The organism is Micromonospora sp. DT228, assembly GCF_049841595.1.
Taxonomy (GTDB): Bacteria; Actinomycetota; Actinomycetes; order Mycobacteriales; family Micromonosporaceae; genus Micromonospora.
On the sequence record NZ_JBNCKO010000008.1, the window covers coordinates 224,782 to 242,609 of the forward strand.

The 17,828-nt window shown below is 70.7% G+C and carries 20 protein-coding genes; 16 read left to right on the forward strand and 4 right to left on the reverse strand.

What is annotated here, in order from left to right; all coding sequences use genetic code 11:
• Window positions 1–507: 507 nt before the first annotated feature.
• From ACLQ29_RS18475 to ACLQ29_RS18490, 4 genes are all read left to right on the forward strand, one after another.
• The gene (locus ACLQ29_RS18475) at window positions 508–1,374 is read left to right on the forward strand and encodes a helix-turn-helix domain-containing protein (RefSeq protein WP_425772865.1); all 867 of its coding nucleotides are present in this window, start codon (window positions 508–510) and stop codon (window positions 1,372–1,374) included.
• Complete coding sequence (locus ACLQ29_RS18480) at window positions 1,367–1,558, forward strand: DUF397 domain-containing protein (RefSeq protein ID WP_425772749.1); 192 nt, start codon at window positions 1,367–1,369, stop codon at window positions 1,556–1,558. Before ACLQ29_RS18475 ends, ACLQ29_RS18480 begins: the two co-directional genes overlap by 8 nt.
• A 117-nt stretch (window positions 1,559–1,675) precedes the next feature.
• Complete coding sequence (gene cutA, locus ACLQ29_RS18485) at window positions 1,676–1,999, forward strand: divalent-cation tolerance protein CutA (RefSeq protein ID WP_425772750.1); 324 nt, start codon at window positions 1,676–1,678, stop codon at window positions 1,997–1,999.
• A gap of 217 nt (window positions 2,000–2,216) precedes the next feature.
• Window positions 2,217–3,467, forward strand: coding sequence for a DUF222 domain-containing protein (locus ACLQ29_RS18490; protein WP_425772751.1), 1,251 nt, complete (start codon window positions 2,217–2,219; stop codon window positions 3,465–3,467).
• A 50-nt stretch (window positions 3,468–3,517) separates the two neighbouring features.
• Here ACLQ29_RS18490 and ACLQ29_RS18495 read toward each other — a convergent pair whose 3' ends face one another.
• Window positions 3,518–4,255 (reverse strand): VOC family protein, encoded by a 738-nt coding sequence (locus ACLQ29_RS18495; protein ID WP_425772752.1) that lies wholly within the window; start codon window positions 4,253–4,255, stop codon window positions 3,518–3,520.
• A gap of 126 nt (window positions 4,256–4,381) precedes the next feature.
• Between ACLQ29_RS18495 and ACLQ29_RS18500 the strand changes: the two genes are divergently transcribed.
• From ACLQ29_RS18500 to ACLQ29_RS18535, 8 genes are all read left to right on the forward strand, one after another.
• Window positions 4,382–5,017, forward strand: coding sequence for a YdeI/OmpD-associated family protein (locus tag ACLQ29_RS18500; RefSeq protein WP_425772753.1), 636 nt, complete (start codon window positions 4,382–4,384; stop codon window positions 5,015–5,017).
• Window positions 5,018–5,057: 40 nt separating this feature from the next.
• The gene (locus ACLQ29_RS18505) at window positions 5,058–5,537 is read left to right on the forward strand and encodes a DUF2975 domain-containing protein (protein WP_425772754.1); all 480 of its coding nucleotides are present in this window, start codon (window positions 5,058–5,060) and stop codon (window positions 5,535–5,537) included.
• The gene (locus ACLQ29_RS18510; protein WP_278138146.1) at window positions 5,537–5,752 is read left to right on the forward strand and encodes a helix-turn-helix domain-containing protein; all 216 of its coding nucleotides are present in this window, start codon (window positions 5,537–5,539) and stop codon (window positions 5,750–5,752) included. The genes ACLQ29_RS18505 and ACLQ29_RS18510 overlap by 1 nt, the downstream gene beginning before the upstream one ends.
• A 134-nt stretch (window positions 5,753–5,886) precedes the next feature.
• Complete coding sequence (locus tag ACLQ29_RS18515) at window positions 5,887–9,081, forward strand: FtsX-like permease family protein (protein ID WP_425772755.1); 3,195 nt, start codon at window positions 5,887–5,889, stop codon at window positions 9,079–9,081.
• A complete protein-coding gene (locus ACLQ29_RS18520; protein WP_425772756.1) occupies window positions 9,078–11,786 on the forward strand; it encodes an FtsX-like permease family protein in 2,709 nt (902 codons plus the stop codon). The genes ACLQ29_RS18515 and ACLQ29_RS18520 overlap by 4 nt, the downstream gene beginning before the upstream one ends.
• Window position 11,787: 1 nt before the next feature.
• On the forward strand, window positions 11,788–12,783 hold the full coding sequence (locus ACLQ29_RS18525) for an ABC transporter ATP-binding protein (protein ID WP_425772757.1): 996 nt from the start codon (window positions 11,788–11,790) through the stop codon (window positions 12,781–12,783).
• Between the two features lie 11 nt (window positions 12,784–12,794).
• On the forward strand, window positions 12,795–13,520 hold the full coding sequence (locus tag ACLQ29_RS18530; RefSeq protein WP_425772866.1) for an ABC transporter ATP-binding protein: 726 nt from the start codon (window positions 12,795–12,797) through the stop codon (window positions 13,518–13,520).
• Between the two features lie 368 nt (window positions 13,521–13,888).
• Complete coding sequence (locus ACLQ29_RS18535; RefSeq protein ID WP_425772758.1) at window positions 13,889–14,335, forward strand: hypothetical protein; 447 nt, start codon at window positions 13,889–13,891, stop codon at window positions 14,333–14,335.
• Here ACLQ29_RS18535 and ACLQ29_RS18540 read toward each other — a convergent pair.
• The 3 genes from ACLQ29_RS18540 to ACLQ29_RS18550 all read right to left on the reverse strand — a co-directional run bounded on the left by ACLQ29_RS18540 (window position 14,295) and on the right by ACLQ29_RS18550 (window position 15,349).
• Entirely contained in the window at window positions 14,295–14,519 is a 225-nt protein-coding gene (locus ACLQ29_RS18540) for a hypothetical protein (RefSeq protein WP_425772759.1), read from the reverse strand. The two genes, ACLQ29_RS18535 and ACLQ29_RS18540, sit on opposite strands and share 41 nt — an antisense overlap.
• Before the next feature lie 5 nt (window positions 14,520–14,524).
• Window positions 14,525–14,788, reverse strand: a complete 264-nt coding sequence (locus ACLQ29_RS18545; protein WP_425772760.1) for a hypothetical protein — start codon at window positions 14,786–14,788, stop codon at window positions 14,525–14,527.
• 108 nt (window positions 14,789–14,896) lie between these two features.
• The gene (locus ACLQ29_RS18550; protein WP_425772761.1) at window positions 14,897–15,349 is read right to left on the reverse strand and encodes a GNAT family N-acetyltransferase; all 453 of its coding nucleotides are present in this window, start codon (window positions 15,347–15,349) and stop codon (window positions 14,897–14,899) included.
• A gap of 335 nt (window positions 15,350–15,684) precedes the next feature.
• Between ACLQ29_RS18550 and ACLQ29_RS18555 the strand changes: the two genes are divergently transcribed.
• The 4 genes from ACLQ29_RS18555 to ACLQ29_RS18570 all read left to right on the forward strand — a co-directional run bounded on the left by ACLQ29_RS18555 (window position 15,685) and on the right by ACLQ29_RS18570 (window position 17,811).
• Window positions 15,685–16,044 (forward strand): hypothetical protein, encoded by a 360-nt coding sequence (locus tag ACLQ29_RS18555; protein ID WP_425772762.1) that lies wholly within the window; start codon window positions 15,685–15,687, stop codon window positions 16,042–16,044.
• Window positions 16,045–16,126: 82 nt separating this feature from the next.
• Window positions 16,127–17,158 (forward strand): hypothetical protein, encoded by a 1,032-nt coding sequence (locus tag ACLQ29_RS18560; RefSeq protein ID WP_425772763.1) that lies wholly within the window; start codon window positions 16,127–16,129, stop codon window positions 17,156–17,158.
• A 17-nt stretch (window positions 17,159–17,175) separates the two neighbouring features.
• Window positions 17,176–17,487, forward strand: a complete 312-nt coding sequence (locus ACLQ29_RS18565) for a DUF7660 family protein (RefSeq protein ID WP_425772764.1) — start codon at window positions 17,176–17,178, stop codon at window positions 17,485–17,487.
• Between the two features lie 24 nt (window positions 17,488–17,511).
• On the forward strand, window positions 17,512–17,811 hold the full coding sequence (locus tag ACLQ29_RS18570; RefSeq protein WP_425772765.1) for a hypothetical protein: 300 nt from the start codon (window positions 17,512–17,514) through the stop codon (window positions 17,809–17,811).
• Window positions 17,812–17,828 lie beyond the last annotated feature (17 nt).

Genomic DNA, 17,828 nt, shown 5'->3' on the forward strand with positions numbered 1-17,828 from the left:
CTTTCAGCCGAGGACAACCCTCGGGGTTGCCGCACCTGGTGCAGGTGTTTCGATGGTGGAAGTCGACGACGAAGCCGGCCATGATCACCGGGAATGGCGGCTCGGGCCGCCACTCCTCCAACATCACGACTTGTCCCGCCCGGTCGTGTCTTCCGCTCGTCCAGCCCTCGGTTGTGCGGCCGGGCCGGCAGCGAAAACCCTCTGTTCCCATTGGATCGAGTTCCCGTGTCGAGGATCCCAGCCCGGCACATCCTGTCGGTGCACGGGCTGCTGTACGACGTGCACCGCCTCGCTCGGACGGTGAAACCACTTCCACCGGGCCACGCGCAACCTCCCACGATCATCGAATCAGCCGCTCTAGCAGCTACGATCCGACGGCATCGATGCAATGTGCAACGCTCCAGGTGAGACATTCACGCCGTGACAAGCTTTGCGAGTGATGATGCGGCGTCCGTCTCACGGCAAGTCGGATGACGGCTCAGGATGAGACAGGGAGGATGGGTGCCGATGAGTGAAGCGGGATCGACGGTGCCGAGGCGAGAACTGGGCCGGCTGCTACGGCAGACCCGGGAACAGGCTGGCATCGGTCTTGAGGCCGCCGCCTCCGACCTTGAATGGTCGCGCGCCAAGATGTACCGGATTGAGTCCGGGCAGACTCCCCTGCGGGCCTTGGACGTGGACCAGATGTGCCGGCTCTATAACGCCACTTCGGACATGACAGAAGTTCTCGTCAGCCTGGCCAAGGAGTCCAAGAGCAAGAGCTGGTATCACGCCTATGGCGAGGTGATCCCGCGCTGGTTCGAGCTGTACGTCGGGCTTGAGTCAGCGGCCAGTCGAATCCGGAGCTATGAGCACGCGGTAGTGCCGGGGCTGTTGCAGACGCCGGAGTACGCAGCGCAGGTGGTCCGTACGCGCCCGAGCGTGCCGGACGACGAAGCGGCAAAGCTGGTTGAGTTGCGTATCGAGCGCCAGCGGTTACTAACGCGGAAGCGGCCTGCCGCTCCCGCGCTGGACGTGATCATCGAGGAAGCTCTACTACACAAAGACGTTCCCGGTATGCCGGCGCAGATAGACAAGCTTGTGCGGGCTAGTGATGCACGCAACGTCTCCATCAGGGTGCTGCCGTTAAACGGCACGATCACTCAAGTCGTGGTGTCGGGCGGATTTGTCATCCTCGACTTTCCGACGAACGGGGCGAGGTCCGCCGAGCCGACGACGGTGTACAACGAGGGTCTTTCGGGTGCTCTCTACCTGGATCGAGTTGACGAGGTCAGGACGTACGCGGAAGTTTGGAACGCCCTCACCGCTCAAGCGTTGAGCGTTGAGGAATCCCGGAAGCTGATGCAGGGAATCAAGGAGAGGCAGCATGATTGATCTGGCCGGCGCGGCCTGGCGCAAGAGCACCCGGAGCGGAGCACAGGGCAACTGTGTGGAGGTTGCCGACAACATTCCGGGTGTCGTCGCTGTTCGGGACAGCAAGGATAAGGAGGGCCCCGCGTTGGCCTTCCTCCCGGTGACGTGGGGCGCGTTCGTCTCGTACGTGAAGGCAGCCAAGTAGCCCGCTGAGGCTGCCTGGACGACGGGAAACCCCCGACTCGCCCGCACGGGCAGGTCGGGGTTTTCGGCACCTCGTTGTACGGGTCCCTGTACCCGTCACCCAGCTAGCCTTCGCGAGGTGAGTGAATACGTGCAGGTGTCCACCGCCGCCCCCACTCGGGCAGCGGCAGTGAAACTGGCCGAAGGCGCAACGGCGGCACGCTTGGCGGCAGGCGCGCAGGTGGCCGGACCGGTGTTGTCGGTGTATTGGCATCTCGGCGAGCAGGGTGCGAGCGAGGAGTGGCAGGTGCTGCTGTACACCACGACCGACAGGTACCCGCGGTTGGAGGCGCACCTCATCGAAGCTCATCCGTGGGAAAACCCTCAGGTTACCGCCACGGCGGTCGTGCACGCCTCCGCCGACTACCTGGCGTGGATCAAGCGGACAGTCGAGGGCGGGTAGCCGCCTCGGTAGAGCCGGTCTGCCGCAGCGGCAACGCTGTGCCAGGCGACGAGGACGGTCTCGGCGACGATGTCGGCCGCGTCTCGGGCTGCTCGACGCTTCGCATCGCGTACGCCAGCAAGGGCTCGAAGGTGACCGCGTACGCGCGTCCGACGCTCTCCGCGCGCGGCCGTCGGCGTCGCGGAAACTTGTCGTACACCTGTTCTAAGATTTGTTGGTGATCGATGAGTTGGCACGGGCGGAGAGTGCGGTGGCGACCTGCGCCGATGCCTCGGCCTGGGCGCTCTCCGAGCACGACCTGATCACGGCGCTCGACGCCACCCACCGGCTTCAGCAGCGGCTGGCGGCGGTGCAGGTGGCGGTCGTCCGGGAGTTGGACGGGCGGGGCACCGCGGTCGCGCAGGGCGCGTCCTCGACGACCGTCTGGTTGCGGCACCGCCTACGCCTCGACGTCGCCGCTGCCCGTCGGCTGGTCGGCCTCGCCGCCTCGCTCGACGGGGCACCGCCCGCCGTGCGTGCCGCTCTGGCGAGCGGGGCGGTCACCGTGGAGCAGGCCCGGGTCATCGCCGAGGCGGTCGCCACCGCGTCGGCCCGCGCCGGCGTCGAGGTCGCCGACAAGGCCGTGGGCGTGCTTGTCGACTGGGCCGCGCAGTTCGACCCCACCCTGCTGCGCAGGCTCGGCAGCCGGATCCTCGACCACGTCGCACCCGAGATCGCCTACGCCGCCGCGGCGGCGGCCCTGGAGGCCGCGGCCGCTCGGGCGGCCCGCGACCGGCACGTCACCGTCTCCGAGCGGGCCGGCGGGCGACTACGGCTCAGTGGCACCCTCGACGCGGAGACCGCCGCGCTCGTGCGCGCCGCCATCGACCCGCTCAGCGCACCCTGCGGGCCCGACGACACCCGCACCGCCGGCCAGCGTCGGCACGACGCCCTCGGCGAGGTGTGCCGGCTGGCGCTGCGCACCGGCGAGCTGCCCGAGCACGGCGGCGACCCGGCCCAACTCGTCGTCACCACCGACTTCGACGGGCTGACCCGGCAGTTGGGTGCCGGCACCCTCGACACCGGAGCGCATGTCACCCCGGCGGCCGTGCGCCGGCTCGCCTGCGACGCCGCCGTCCTGCCCGCCGTGCTCGGCGGTGTCGGCCAGGTCCTCGACGTGGGCCGGCAGCGACGCCTCGTCACCGGCCCGCTGCGACGGGCGCTGGTGCTGCGCGACGGTGGCTGCGCCTTCCCCGGGTGCGACCGGCCACCCCGGTGGTGCGCCGCCCACCACATTCGACACTGGGCCGACGGCGGCCCGACAAGTCTCGACAACGCCGTGCTGCTCTGCGGCCACCACCATCGGCACCTGCACCAGACCGAGTGGGCGGTTCGGCTGGGGGGCGACGGCAAGCCGGAGTTCGTCCCGCCGGCCTGGCTCGACCCCGACCAGATCCCGCGCCGCAACCACTACCACCGGCGGACGTAGCCGATCCCCAGCGCTGCCCACCAACGACCAGGGCTGACGCGGGTTCCGGGTCAGGCCGGTGCGAGTAGGCAGAACTCGTTGCCCTCCGGGTCGGCGAGGACCGTCCACGGGATGTCACTCTGGCCCAGGTCGACGGCGGTGGCGCCGAGCGCCCGCAGTCGGGCCGCCTCGGCCTGCGGGTCGTCACCCGGGTACGGGCGGACGTCGAGATGGACGCGATTCCATCCGGTCTTCACGTCGGGCGTACGGATGAACTCCAGATAGGGGCCGACGCCCTGGGCGGAGCGCAGCACCGCGCTGTCGTCGGTCACCTCGTGCAGGGTCCAGTCCATGGCCCTGTCCCAGAAACTGGCCATGGCTCGCGGGTCCGCGCAGTCGACCACCACGGCGGCGATCGGGCCGGTGTCCCGGTAGCGCGGTCGGGGTTCCAGCACGCAGAACTCGTTGCCCTCCGGGTCGGCCAGGACCGTCCAGGGCACGTCGCCCTGGCCGATGTCGGCGGGTGTCGCGCCCAGATCCAGCAGGCGCGTGACCAGTTGCGTCTGCTGGGCCGCCGAGGTGGTGGCGAGGTCGACGTGCACGCGGTTCTTCACCGTCTTGGGTTCCGGGGAGACGACGAGGTCGACGCAGACGGCGACGGGGTCGGGATAGGCGAAGCCCTCGGGTTCGAGGTTTGTCACACCGGGTCCCTCGCTGGAGACTCCCCAGCCGAGTGCCTGCGCCCAGAAACCGCCCAGGGTGGAGTCGTTGCGAGCCTTCATGTTGATCTGCACGAGCCGCGTTGCCATGGCGACGATGCTAGGGCGGGGCGGGGGCGGGGGCGGGGGCGGGGGCGGGGCGGGGGCTGGGCGGGGGCGGGGCGGCCAACGAGTCGGCGTGGCAACAGCGTCGGTCGTGGCGGTTAGCCTGCCGGCATGGTGAGCGCTGAGTTGGATGAGTTGATCGTCGCGGACGCCGACGCCCTGCGCGCGTGGTTGTCGGCCAACCACTCCACGTCACCCGGTGTCTGGCTCGCCCTGACCAAGAAGGGCGGCACGGTCACGACGGTGACCTGGCAGCATGCGGTGGACGAGGCCCTGTGCTTCGGCTGGATCGACGGGCAGGCCCGGAAGCGGGATGAGGAGAGCTCCTGGATCCGGTACACCCCGCGCCGGCCCCGCAGCTCCTGGTCCCAACGCAACGTCGCCCACGTGGCCCGGCTGGAGGCGGACGGCCGCATGCAGCCCGCGGGTCGCGCCGCGGTGGAAGCCGCGAAGGCGGACGGGCGGTGGTCGGCTGCCTACGCCCCGCCGTCGGAAGCGGAGGTGCCGGCCGACCTTCTCGCCGCCATCGCCGCCGACCCCGCCGCGCAGGCCATGTTCGACGTCCTCACCAAGACCAACCGGTTCGCTCTCATCCACCGCCTCAACGCCGTGAAACGGGCGGAGACCCGCGAGCGGAAGATCGCCGAGTTCGTCGCCATGCTGGCTCGCCACGAGACCGTCTACCCCCAGAAGGCCAGGCCGGCCCCCGGTCCGACACCTCCGCAGACCGAAGCCAACAGCCGGTAGAGCGATTGACTTTCGATAGGTAACGAGCGAAACTCGATGCATGGTTACAAAGCATCGAGCGGTAGCCGCTCTCAGAGTCTTCCTCGGGGTGCTGTTCGTGGTCCTGATCGGGTTCCAGACGTTCTCGCTGCCCGGGCAGTTCGCGCACATGGCCCAGGAGTCGCCGGAGGACGCGTACCTCAGGTGGCCGTTGACCGCCATCACGGTGTTCTGGGTGCTGTGCGTCCAGGTGGTCATCGTGTCGACGTGGAAGTTGCTCAGCCTGGTCAAGAACGACCGCATCTTCACCGAGGCGTCCCTGCGGTGGGTCGACCTGATCGTGTGGGCCGTCGGCGCCGCGTGGGTGGTGCTCGTGGGCGTCTTCCTCTACGTCGGCTTCCACGCGGACGACCCGGGCGTGCCGATCCTGCTGTTCCTGCTGACGATGGGTGTCACGGTGCTCGGGCTCCTCATGGTGGTGATGCGTGCGCTGCTGCGGCAGGCAACCACGCTGCGGACCGACATGGAGGCGGTGATCTGATGCCCATCGTCGTCCGGATCGACGTCGAGTTGGCCAAGCGCAAGATGAGCGTCGGCGAGTTCGCCGAGCGGGTCGGGCTCACGCCGGCCAACGTGGCGGTGCTCAAGAACGGCCGCGCCAAGGCCGTCCGCTTCAGCACCCTGGAAGCGATGTGCCGGGTCCTCGGCTGCCAGCCCGGAGACCTGCTCGAGTGGGTCGAGGAGGAAACCCCATGAGGTCCCCCCCGAGGCGTGGGCCGGCAGCGCGCCGATCCCTCTCGTAATAACGATCATGTAACGGGCGCGAACCTTTCCCGGTGGGTGGCCTGTCTTGATGGTCGTCGGCCCGTCAGGGCCAGGGGAGGCGTCGGATGAAGCTGGTGTGGAGGCGTGCCCGAGAGGCGCGGGGGTTGCTGGTCGCCGCGGTGATCGCGGCCCTGGTCGCCGTCGCGTTGGTCACCGGGCTGTCCGACTACAACCGTCGGGCGGTGGATGCCGGGCAGCGGGCGCTGGTGGCCGCCTCGTCGGCCGAGGAACGCGGCCTCCTGGTCAGTGGGTCGGGCGGGCGCGACGCGGCCGAGTTCGCCACCCGCGACGGGGCGGTCCGCGCCGAGTTCACCGACGGGCTGGCCGGCGTCCCGGTGAGCGTCTCGGTCGCCCGGTACGGCACCGGGCGGGAGCTGACCGGCTCGCTCGGACCCGTGCCGCGTACCGGCGACGAGCCCGTCTTCGCCAACCTGGCCACCCTCGACGGCCTCGCCGAGCACGCGGAGCTGACCGGCGGCGCGTGGCCCAGCCCCGGGGCGAACCCCACCCAGGTGAGCCTCCCGGAACGGGCCGCGGGGGCGCTGGGCCTCAGCGTCGGCCAACGCATCCCGGTCCGCGACCGGACCACCGAACGGCGCAGCGAACTGGTGCTCGCCGGCACCTGGCGGCCCCGCGACCCGGCCGAGGCGTACTGGCTGTTGGCCCCCGGGGTGGGGACGGGCAGCGCCGGGTCCGGCACGTCGTACGGGCCGTTCGTCCTCGACCCGGCTGACTTCGCGGCCATCTTCCCCGGCTCGGCGTCGGCGTCCTGGCTGATCGAGCCGGACCTCGGTGGTGTCGACGCGGCCGATCTTCCCGCCGTGCGCAAAGCTCTCACCGAGGCGTCCACGGCGGTGCCCGAGGCCGCCCAACTGGGCGGCTCCGGGCAGACGGTGACCAAGATGCCGCAGTTGCTGGACCGGATCGGTCGCGCCGACCTGGTCGGCCGATCCGCGCTGGCCACCCCGCTGCTGCTCATCCTGGTGCTCGGCGGGTACGCGCTGGTGCTTGTCGCCGCGCTGCTGCACGAGGACCGGCGCGCGCAGACCGCGCTGCTGCGTGCCCGCGGCGCAGCTCGCCGACAGTTGGCCGGCCTGGCCGCCCGCGAGGCGACCCTTGTGGTCGCCCCCGCGGTCCTGCTCGCGCCGGTGATCGCCGGTGTGGCGCTGCGATTCGTCCGACCCGGTGGCGCCGAGCAGTTGTCCGCCGCCGGCGGCAACACCGCACTGGTCTGGGCGGCCGCCGCGGCCACGGCTGCCGGCTGCCTGGTGGCCATGGTCGCCCCGACGTTGCGCGGCGCCGGCACGTACGTGGCCGACATGGCCGCCCGGTCCCGCCCGAACCGGGCGGCGAGCGTGCAGCGGGCCAGCGTCGACCTGGTGCTCGTCGCGCTCGCCGTGCTCGCCTGGGTGCAGCTACGCCGGTACGCCTCGCCGCTGGCCGGCTCGGGCGGCCGGCTCGGACTCGACCCGCTGCTGATCGCCGCCCCGACGCTCGGGGTGCTGGCGGGCGCCGTGCTGGCGCTGCGGGTGCTGCCACCGGTCACCCGGTTCGCCGAGCGCTTCGTCGACCGGCGGCCCTGGACGGCCACCATGTTCGGCATGTGGCAGGCCGGTCGGCGTCCGCACGCCGGCCCGGTGCTGCTGCTCGCCCTCGCCGTCGGTGGCAGCACCCTGGCCTGGTCACTGATCAGCACGGGGGAGCGGTCCCAGATCGAGCAGGCCGGGCACACGGTCGGCGCCGACCTGCGGGTCACCGAGCGAGCCGGGGCCGCCCCGCTCACCCGGGCCGGGGAACTCGCCGCGCTGCCGAGCGTGAACCGGGTGCTGCCGGCGTGGCGGGACGACATCCGGGTCGGCCGGGACGACCTGCCGGTGACCGTGATCGGTATCGACCCGGCCAGCGCCCCCGGCGTCGTTCGACTCGCCGACCGTCTCAGCGACGATCCGGTGTCGGAGCAGTACCAGCGCATGATCCAGGCGCGCGCCGCCATCGGGGGAGTCGAGCTGCCGGAGGGCACTCGGGCCGTCACCGGCACCGTCCGTACGCCGTTCACGCAAACCGCCGAGCCGCACCGGATCGCGGTGGCGCTGCTGTTCACCACCGCCGACGGCCTCGCCTTCCGGCTGCCGGCGGTCGACGCGCCCAGCACCGGGCAGGCCAGCCGGTTCAGGGTCACGCTGCCGGACGTGGGCGGCGCACGGCTGCGGCTGGCGGGCTTCGAAGCCGACACCGGGAACGCGGGCGGCATGTCCTACGGGTTCCAGGTGGAAGGGTTGGCGTTTGTCGATGCCGGCGGCACGGCCCGGCCGGCCGAGCTGCCCGGTGACTGGACGGCGACGTGGCCCGGTGGGCCGCGCACGCTTGTGGAGTCGAGCGGTGCCGGGCTCGTCACCGACCGCCCCGTCCAGCTGATCGTCGAGGGGGCTCGGATGGATCGGCCGGCGAGCCGATTCGTCGTCGTACCGGGAGTGGCGGGCGGACCCGCCGCCGCCGTCCCGGTGCTGATGACCCCCGGGGTACGCGACGCGCTGAGCATTCGCGTCGGCGACACCGTCGAGCTGGTGCTCTCCGGGGTGACGCTGCGGGTCCACCTGGTCGGTGAACTCGAATCCGTGCCGACCACCACCGGCGAGGGCGTCCTGCTCGACCTGCCGGCGGCGGTCGACGTGCTTGTCGGATCCGGCGGGACGATCCGCCCGACACCGGAGTGGTGGATCGGCGCCACCGACGCGACGGCCGCCGCCGGAGCGGCCAACGAGCTGCCGGGAGTCACGGTCCTCAACCGCGAAGCGGAGATCGCCGCCGCGGCGGACGACCCGTACTGGCAGGGTTCGCGTACCGGGATGCTCGCCGCGGCGCTCGGCGCGGTGCTGCTCGCCATCGTCGGCCTGATGGTGGACGTGTGGGCCACCGCCCGACGCCGGCTCAGCGAGTTCGCGGTCCTGAACACCCTCGGCGCGACGCCCCGACTGCTGGCTCGGGCGCTGCTGGCCGAACAGGCCTTCCTCGCCGGCATCGGCGTGGGTGTCGGTCTGCTGCTCGGCGCCGCGGTCGGAGCCACCATGGCGCCCCTTGTCATCCTCACCCCGGCCGCTGGTCGGCCGATCCCCCCGGCGACGTTCGCGCTGCCCTGGGTGCCGATCGGTCTGACCGCGGTCGGTCTGCTGCTGGCGGCGCTCGCCTTCAGCGCGTTCATCGCCGCCGGCATCCGTCAGCGGGTGGCGGCGGTGCAACTGCGAATCGGGGGAGAACGATGAGCGTCGGCGCGGCGGTCCGGCGGGTCCGGGCGTACGGCGGGCAGTTCCTGCTGCTGGCGGTGCTGACCCTCGTGGTCACGCTGCTGATCAGCGGCGTGCCCCGGCTGGTCAACCAGCTCGCCGAACAGGGGCTTCGGGCGCAGCTCACCAGCGAGCTGCCGGCACGCCGGGACCTCTCGTACACCACGGGCGTGGGGACCGCCCCCGCCCTGAAGCCGGCGATGGCCTACGCCCGCGAGCGGTTCGACGCGCTGGCCGCGGACCTGCCGCCGCAGGTGCGCTCGGCGGTGGCCCAGCGGTGGTACAACGTGGACGCGGAACCGGGCCGGGTGGTCGGGCCGGACCTCGCGGCCCGCAACCTGCTCGTCGACCTGGGTCTGCGGGGCATGCCCGGCGTCCAGGACGCGAGCACCCTCGTCGAGGGGGCGTGGCCGAGCGAGACGTACCTTCCCGACCGGCCGATCGAGGTGGCGCTCGATGTCGACGTGGCCGGCAAACTCAACCTGCGCACCGGCAGCCAACTGCGCATCGGCTGGGTCGACGAGCAGAAGCGGCTCCACGACGCCGTCCCGCTGACAGTGGTCGGGCTGTTCCGCCCCATCGACCGTACGGGTGGCAGCTGGGACGGGTTGCCGTCGATGCTGCAGATCATCGCGCCGGAAGGGGACGGTCAGCCGTTCGTCGCCTCCGGTGTCGTCGCCCAGTCGGCCCTGGACAAGCGGGCCGCGGCGGGGTGGCCGATCCGGTCGAACTGGCGGTACCGGTTGGGCGCCGACAAGATCGATGTGCGGCAGCTGGACGAGCTGATCGACGGTCTCCAGGAAACGCAGCGGAACAAGCCGGCAGACCTGTCGCTGGCCCAGGGCATCGACATTCCGTTGCGCGCGTTCGCCGCCCAGGTTAACGCCGCGCGGACCCTGCTGGCGGTGATCGAGGCCGGCGTACTGGCCACGCTTGCCGGGTTGATCGTGCTCGCCGCCACCCTCGCCACCCGGCGGCGCCGGGCGGAGTTCGTGCTGATCCGGGCGCGCGGCGGCGGAACCACGGCCGGCGCCCGGCGAAGCCTCGCCGAGTCGCTGCTCGTGGTGCCGGTCGCCGCCGCGCTCGGCTGGTGGCTGGGCACCCTGTTCCCGGGCGCCCCGGACCCGAGCACGCGGTACGCGATCGCCGCGACCGTCCTGGTCACCCTGGCCCTGCCGCTTGCCACGCTGGCCGTGCCGACCGGCGGGTCGTCCCGACGCGACCTGGTCCGGATGCGCCCGTCGACCCGCCGGCTCACCGTCGAGGTGTCCGTGCTGCTGCTCGCCGTGCTCGCTGCGGTGCTGCTGCGTCGACGTGGCCTCACCCTCGGTGAGGTGGACCCCTTGCTGGTGTCGGTGCCGGTGCTGCTCGCGATCGCCGCGGCGGTGCTCGCGCTGCGGGCGTACCCCTGGCCGTTGTTGTTGGTCAGCCGGATGGCCGCGCGGAGGAGGGGCAGCGTCGCCTTCCTCGGCACGGCGCGGGCCGGCCGGTCGGCGGTCGCGGCCCCGCTCGTCGTCGTGGTGCTCGCGATCGGCACCGCGGCGTTCTGCGCGGTCGTCGCCGCCGGCGTCGACGCGAGCCGGGACCGGGCCGCCGAACGGATCGTGCCCGCCGACGCGGTGATCCGAGGTGAGCGCTTCGCCCCCGACACGATCGACGAGCTGGGTCGCCTGCCGGGGGTCTCGGACGCCACCGGAGTGCTGTTCGCGTCCGACGAGCGGCTGGCGGCCGACGAACTCGGCACCGACGCACGGCTCGGCGAGACGGCGGTGCTGCTGATCGACGGCCCGGAATTGGCCACGGTGGCCAGGGCATCGGCTGTGGATCTGCCGCTACCGGCCACGCTGCGCACCGCTCGGTCCGAGCCGGGGCCGGTGCCGGCGATCGTCTCGCCGGAGGTCGCCGCCGATCTCGCCAAGGCCGGACTCGACAGTTCCGCCTTCATCTCGGTGCAGGGCCAGCGCTACGAGTTCCGGGTGGCCGGCAGCGAGGAGAGCTTCCCGCTGCTGTCCGGGGACACCGACCGGTTCGTCATCCTGCCCTGGCAGGCGCTGCCGACGCGCACCACCACGCCGGTGGCCACCAGCCTGCTCGTCGCCGGCGATCGGCTGGACGCCGAGGCGCTTCGCCGCGTCGGTGACCAGGGACAGCTGCGGTACCAGCAGCAGGGCGCCGTCACCGGGGAGGCACGCCCGCTCGGGGTCGTCGTCGACACCCGGGCCGACGTCCGCCGGGATCTCGGCGCGGGCGGCGCGAACGGCGTACTGGCCTTCGGGTTCGTGGCCGGTGCCGTCGGTGGCTCCGTGCTCGGGCTGCTGGCCATCGCGTTCACCGTGCTGGCCGGCGCGCGGGCCCGCGGCCAGGTGCTGTCCCGGCTGCGTACCCTCGGCCTGTCCCGCCGGCAGTGGCGCGGGCTGCTGCTTGTCGAGCTGGCCCCGCTGGTCGGGGTGTCGGTGCTGACCGGCGCGCTTGTCGGTGCGGTGCTGCCCCTGCTGCTCAACCCGGTGCTCGGCCTGTCCGCGTTCACGAGCGGCATGCCGGTCCGGGTGGCCTTCGAGCCCGGCCTGGTGGCGGCGGTGCTCGCGCTCGGGGTGGTCGCCCTCGGCTTCGCGGTCGCCGTCGAGGCCCTGAACAACCGCCGGTTGCGCCTCGGTGAGGTGCTTCGGCTCGGAGAGGAGAGCTGAGATGACTGCTACTGCCCAGACTTCACTGGTGCCCGACCTGGCCTCCCTGCAACAGCGGGCTGCGCAACGTGCCGCCGAGCGGGCCGGCGGGCAGGACCGACTGCGCGGACACATCGTCTGCGACGGTCTGGTGCGCATCTTCAAGACCGAGGGGGTGGAGGTGGTCGCCTTGCAGGGGCTCGACCTGGTCATCGACCGGGGGGAGCTGGTGGCGATCGTCGGCGCGTCCGGCTCGGGCAAGTCGACCCTGCTCAACATCCTCTCCGGCCTGGACACGCCCACCGCCGGCATCGCCCGGGTGGCCGACTACGACCTGCTCTCACTGTCCACCAAGCGGCGGCTGAGCTACCGGCGGGAACTTGTCGGCTTCGTCTGGCAGCAGACCGGCCGCAACCTGCTGCCGTACCTCACCGCCGTGGAAAACGTCGAGCTGCCGATGCAGTTGGCCGGCAAACGCGGCGGCAAGGCCCGCCGGGAGCGGGCCCGGGAGCTGCTCGACATGGTCGGCGTGGGCTACTGCGCGGACCGCCGGCCGGGGCAGCTCAGCGGCGGCGAGCAGCAGCGGTGTGCGGTCGCGGTGGCGGTGGCGAACGATCCGGAGGTGCTGTTCGCCGACGAGCCGACAGGTGAACTGGACGAGGCGACCGGCGCCGAGGTCTTCGCGGCGCTGCGCACCATCAACGCCGAGCTGGGCGTGACAATCGTGGTCGTGACCCACGACCACGCCGTGGCCACGCAGGTCCGCCGGACCGTCGCGATCCGCGACGGCCGGACCGCCTCCGAGGTACGCAGAACCGCCCGCACCGACGCGGACGGCAACACCGAGCTGGTCAGCGAGGAGTACGCGGTGCTGGACCGCAACGGCCGGATGCAGCTACCGGCCGCATTCGTCGACGCGCTCGCGCTGAAGGAGCGGGTCCGGCTCGATCTGGAGCCGGATCACGTGCAGGTACGGCCCGGCGACCGGGCCGCGGACGAGCGGGGAGCACGGGCATGAGTGGTCGGGACATGGTGGTGACCGGTGCGGCCGGGCTCGGCGGTGGACCCGCCGCCCAACCGGCCGAGGTGGTCCGGGTCAGCGGGGTGAGCCGCACCTTCGGTCGGGGCGAGCACGCCGTACACGCCGTGCGGGACGTCTCGTTCAGCGCCAACCGGGGCGAGCTGGTCGCCATCCGGGGTCGGTCCGGGGCCGGCAAGACCACGCTGCTGAACCTGATCGGCGGTCTCGACCGCCCGAACAGCGGTCAGGTGGTGGTGGCCGGGCACGACGTGACCGCGGCCGGCGAGGCGGAGCTGCTGCGACTGCGCCGGGGCACCGTCGGGTTCGTGTTCCAGACGTTCGGGCTGGTGCCGATCCTCTCCGCTGCCGAGAACGTGGGCGTGCCGTTGCGGCTGGCGCAGGTGCCGGCCGCCGAGCGGGAGCAGCGGGTCGCGGTGCTGCTGGAGATGGTCGGCCTGGGCGGGCACGCGGCCCAACGCCCGTACGAGCTCTCCGGTGGGCAGCAGCAGCGGGTCGCGGTCGCCCGGGCCCTGGCCAACGAGCCGGATCTGCTCATCGCCGACGAGCCCACCGGTCAGCTCGACTCGGAGACGGGCCGGTCCATCATGGATTTGTTGCGCGCGGTGGTGCACGCGCGCGGCATGACGGCGCTGGTGGCCACGCACGACCCGGCCCTGATCGACCTCGCCGACCGGGTGCTCGTGCTGCGCGACGGCCGCCTGGTCGACGACTGACCGTTGCGCCCTCGGCTGCGGCTGCGGCTGCGACTGCGGGCCGTGGGCTGCGGGCCGTGGGCCGTGGGCCGTGGGCCGTGGGCTGTGGGCCGTGGGCAATGGGCTGTGGGCTGCGGGCCCGGTCAGGGGTGGCTGTAGGGGTGTTCGCTTCCTGTAGAGCTGCCCCAGATATGGACCGCTCGATGGGCGGGTGGCGATCGCCGGTGGGCGCTATCGTTGGCGCGATTCGCTGCCCCACATCTGGGGCAGCTCTACAGGTGTCGAGGGGGCGAGGCTGGCACCCGAGGTGCAACCATGCGGGGCGTCGTGATGCCCACCCAGACGCAGCGGCTGAAGGGCCGCTGCCACAGGAGAGTCACGAGGGGTCTGTGAGCGAGCGCGTTGAGTATTTTGTGGCACCGAGTGATGAGGCGGCCGGGGCTGTCCACGCCCGGGGTCCCAAACGCCAACCGCAGTCCTACCGGACCGTGTCCGGCGCCTCCTTCGACGCCGACGATGCTGCTGCCGCCTGGGAGGAGCTGTTGATCGGCGCTACCCGCCCGGGCGGGGTGACGAGTTCGGAGCCGCGCATGGTCGCGGACTTCGTCAACGACGGCAGTGCCGTATTCGTGCTGTCGGACGATGTGGTGACCAGCCTCGCCCGGGCAGAGCTGCCTCGGTTGCGCGAGGTTGCCGAGGCGTGGCGGGCCGATCTGCTACAAGACGGGGCGGATATCGACGCGGATACCACGCTCGGCCTCCTGGTCGGGGTGGCGGAGCTGGCTCGCGAAGCCGTCAGCTCGGGTCAGCGGGTCTACTGCTGGGTGAGCGGTTGATATCCGGTTGTGCGGGTTGGTGGTCGGGTTCGGCGGCGGTGCTCCGCTTCCTGTCGTCGGGGAGGGCGCCGGCGAGCGGGATCAGCAGACAGCCCAGCAGAGCCAGCAGAATCCCGATGGCCGGCCCGCTGCCGAGCAGTTCATCCTCGACGTAGGGGTCGTTCGCCTCGAAATACCAGAACACTCCGGTCAGGCTGCCGAGGCGAGCACGTTGGAGACGAGCATGCCCAGGCTGGCCTGCCGCCACACCCAGCGGGCCGGACCGGCGTTGGCCAGCGACAACACCGCGAACACGGCGGCGACCAGGGCGAACGGCAACGCCCAGCCGATCACCTCTCTGCCCGGGGTGACATCGGTCCGCCCCGGGTAGACGCTGCGCCAGGCGGGCAGCCAAAACGGACGACGACCAAAAGGACGCCGACCGCCAGGAGCGCTGAGCCAGTCAGTCGCCATGACGGGCGCGACGGTGCGGCGCCGGGCATCGTCGGGCTGCTCATGCCATCGAACGTAGCCCGGTCTAAGCGACGCCCGCTGTCCCCGCCGATCGGGTGTGACAGCGGGTCAGAGTGCGAGTTTCATGCCCTCGTGACTGGCGACGAAGCCGAGGCCGAGGTAGAAGCGGTGCGCGTCCGCACGGGACTTGTCCGTGGTGAGCTGCACCAGCGCACAGCCACGCTCACGGGCCTGGTCGACAGCCCAGGTCATCAACTGCCGCCCCAGCCCCTGGCCACGGCGGTCGGAGCGGACCCGGACCGCCTCGATCAACGATCGCTCACTGCCGTGCCGACCGAGCCCTGGGATGTAGGTGATCTGCAGGCAGCCGACGATTGCGCCCGTCTGCTCGGCCACGATGAGTTGGTTGCGCGGATCGGCGGTGATGTCCGCAAACGCCTTCTCGTACGCCTCGTCGACCCCCGTGAAGTCGCGGGCCTTGCCCAGGACGTCGTCGGCGAGCAGGGCGATGACGGCGGGCAGATCAGCCCGGACCGCCTCCCGGAAGATCACGTCGGTCATGCCGGTGAGCCTGGCACAACGACGGGGATCGAACCGGCACTGGTGAGTCTGTTCGGCGGGAGCCCAAGTTCTGGCGGGTTTCGAACGAGGCGGGTGGTACCCCAGTCGAGTGGAGCCGAGGCGCTCCACCACAACCGACCCAACTCGCTGCCCGTGTCCGCGTACCGCCATCGCCGTGCCCGGAACTGCCGACCAACGAGCCACTCCTGACACTCGATGGGCCTGCGGAGTTGAGTTTCGAACCAGGACGCTGTTGCCTCTGCGCACTGCTCAACAGTTCCGACAGCCTCGAACGCCAGGTCCGTTGGCTCCTTCGGGAGTTGCAGGGTCTGGTTGTGGATGAGATCGCCGCAGACGCGTTCTCCACCCAGGTACGCCCCAAGGGTGAGCAGAACGCGACTCTCGGCATGATCGAGGACATCCATCCACGCCAGCAGTTCCTGGCCTGCCGCATTCCACACGGCCACCTCCGCACCGTCGTCCGGGTCAGGTACCAGGAGATACGTGTTGTTGGGATCCTGCGGCCAGGCCGTTGCGCGGCTACGCAGGATCGCGACGAACGCGGCGAGGTGCGCAGCGAGCGGCCCGTCGTGCTCGAACCAGTCGGCCACGTCCATCGGCACACGGTAGCCGAGCAGGTCGCCCGGTTTTCCTCTGCTGCATCGGTGGCACGGAGCGCCTACGGTTTCTGGTGAGTGTTGCCAACCTCAGAATGGAAGTTGGGGCTTGAAAAAAGGCGCATACCCGGAGTTTCACGACTATTCGTCGTGGACAGTCATGGCGATCCTGCTGCCAGCCTTCACGAGGGCGGCTCGTGGCGGTCGAGAATCTGTCGGATCGGCTGACCTGTTGCTCGAGTGCTGTCGACGGATGGGGGGTGAGCTACTGCAACTCAAGTACATCCTCATGTCCGACGGTCCAGATTCGGTGGCTCGGCAGCCCGACAGCAGGGTCGGGCATCCACTCTCCGTCTACGAGGCTCGTGCCATTCTTCGCGAGGTCGCACGCCGGGGTGCGGATTATTCACTTGGTCCACCGCCTGCGGTGCTGCCCGATTGGACAGCCGGCGCCGTGCGAACTTTGGCCGAAGCCCGATCGATGTCCACGGACCAGGGCCTTTCCCTGGTTGGTGGCCGTGAAGTGTTGACAGCGCTTCTCGTGGGTGAGGGGACAACGGCGAGCGCCCTGCTGACGAGCAGTGGCGTCGATCGCAGCGAACTGTTGTCCGCGGTGGGACGTCTGGCGTCATTCCAGGGTAAGCGTCCGTGGGCACCCGCGATAGATTCGCTGGAGATGACGGGCGTACTGCGCATGAACCTGGTGTTCCGCTTGTTGCAGTGGCCCCTCAACCTGGTCGTCAGAAAGGCCATCGGGCACAGTTACGGTCTAGTCGCGACGTTGGAGGATGAGGCGGCCCGGCAGGCTGGCCGCGAGGGGTCTGCCGACGTTCGGACCGAGCACGTCGTGCTCGGCGCAGCGTCGATCTTCCACCAGTTGGCGTTGAGTCAGATTGCTGAACCGGAGGAGCTGCGCGACTGCCGGCCGGTACTCGAACGGTACGGCCTTTCGTACGCCGACCTGATCCTCCGCATCGTTGCTGGCGCCAACGCTGTTCTGTCCCAGCCTGGTGGGGAGCCGCTCTCCGTCCGGGCGCGACGTCCGGTTGCGTCACCCGACGTGGCGATGGCCTTTGAACTGTTGGGCGGCATGGCTCGGCAGGGCAGTAGTTACGGGGAAATTTTGGAGTCGCTGTTCGCGATGCCGCAGGTAAGATCTGCGATCGCTGCGCTGACAGCCGATCAACCTTGACCTTGGCTAGACGGTAAATGTCCGAACTGGCGGCACCCGGCGTGCGGGAGATGGCAATGCAGGACGTAAACCGCTTTTTCGTCGGCCCAACGGGCGAACACGTGGGCCTGGGCGAGACGGTGCGCACGCACGACGACCTGATCGAGTTCCTGGTGGCGTTACGGGGCGACCTGGTGGAACGGCGGGAGAGGTGGGAGAACGGGAATGTGGGGAACTATCTCGGAGCGATCGCGAGTGCTCTCCGGGACATGCTCGGAGATGAGTACGAAGATCCCGATCGTTGGGCCGATACGGGTGGTTGGCTGTGGGTCGGACGCAACTACGAGTAGAAAAGCACGGAGGTGATCGGGGTCTTGAGCGCTGATTCGCAACAGTTGGGTATCGACCACTTCCTCGGGTCGACCGGGCAGGCCGCTGACGAGTTCGACCGGCTCGACGAGACGGTGACATCCGAGCTTGATCTCCTCGAATTCTTGGAGGCGATCCTGCGAGATGACCACTTCACGGACTGGGAGGGGCCGATCGAGGGGTACCTGGACGCGCTCATCTCCTGGCTGCGGTCGACCGAGGGTCGACGACGTATGCCGGCGTATTCGACCGAATTCGCGGCAATGGCGGCGGCGTTCTACGCCGGCATCGCCAGACGTGGCTGATCCCGAGGTGTCTCCGC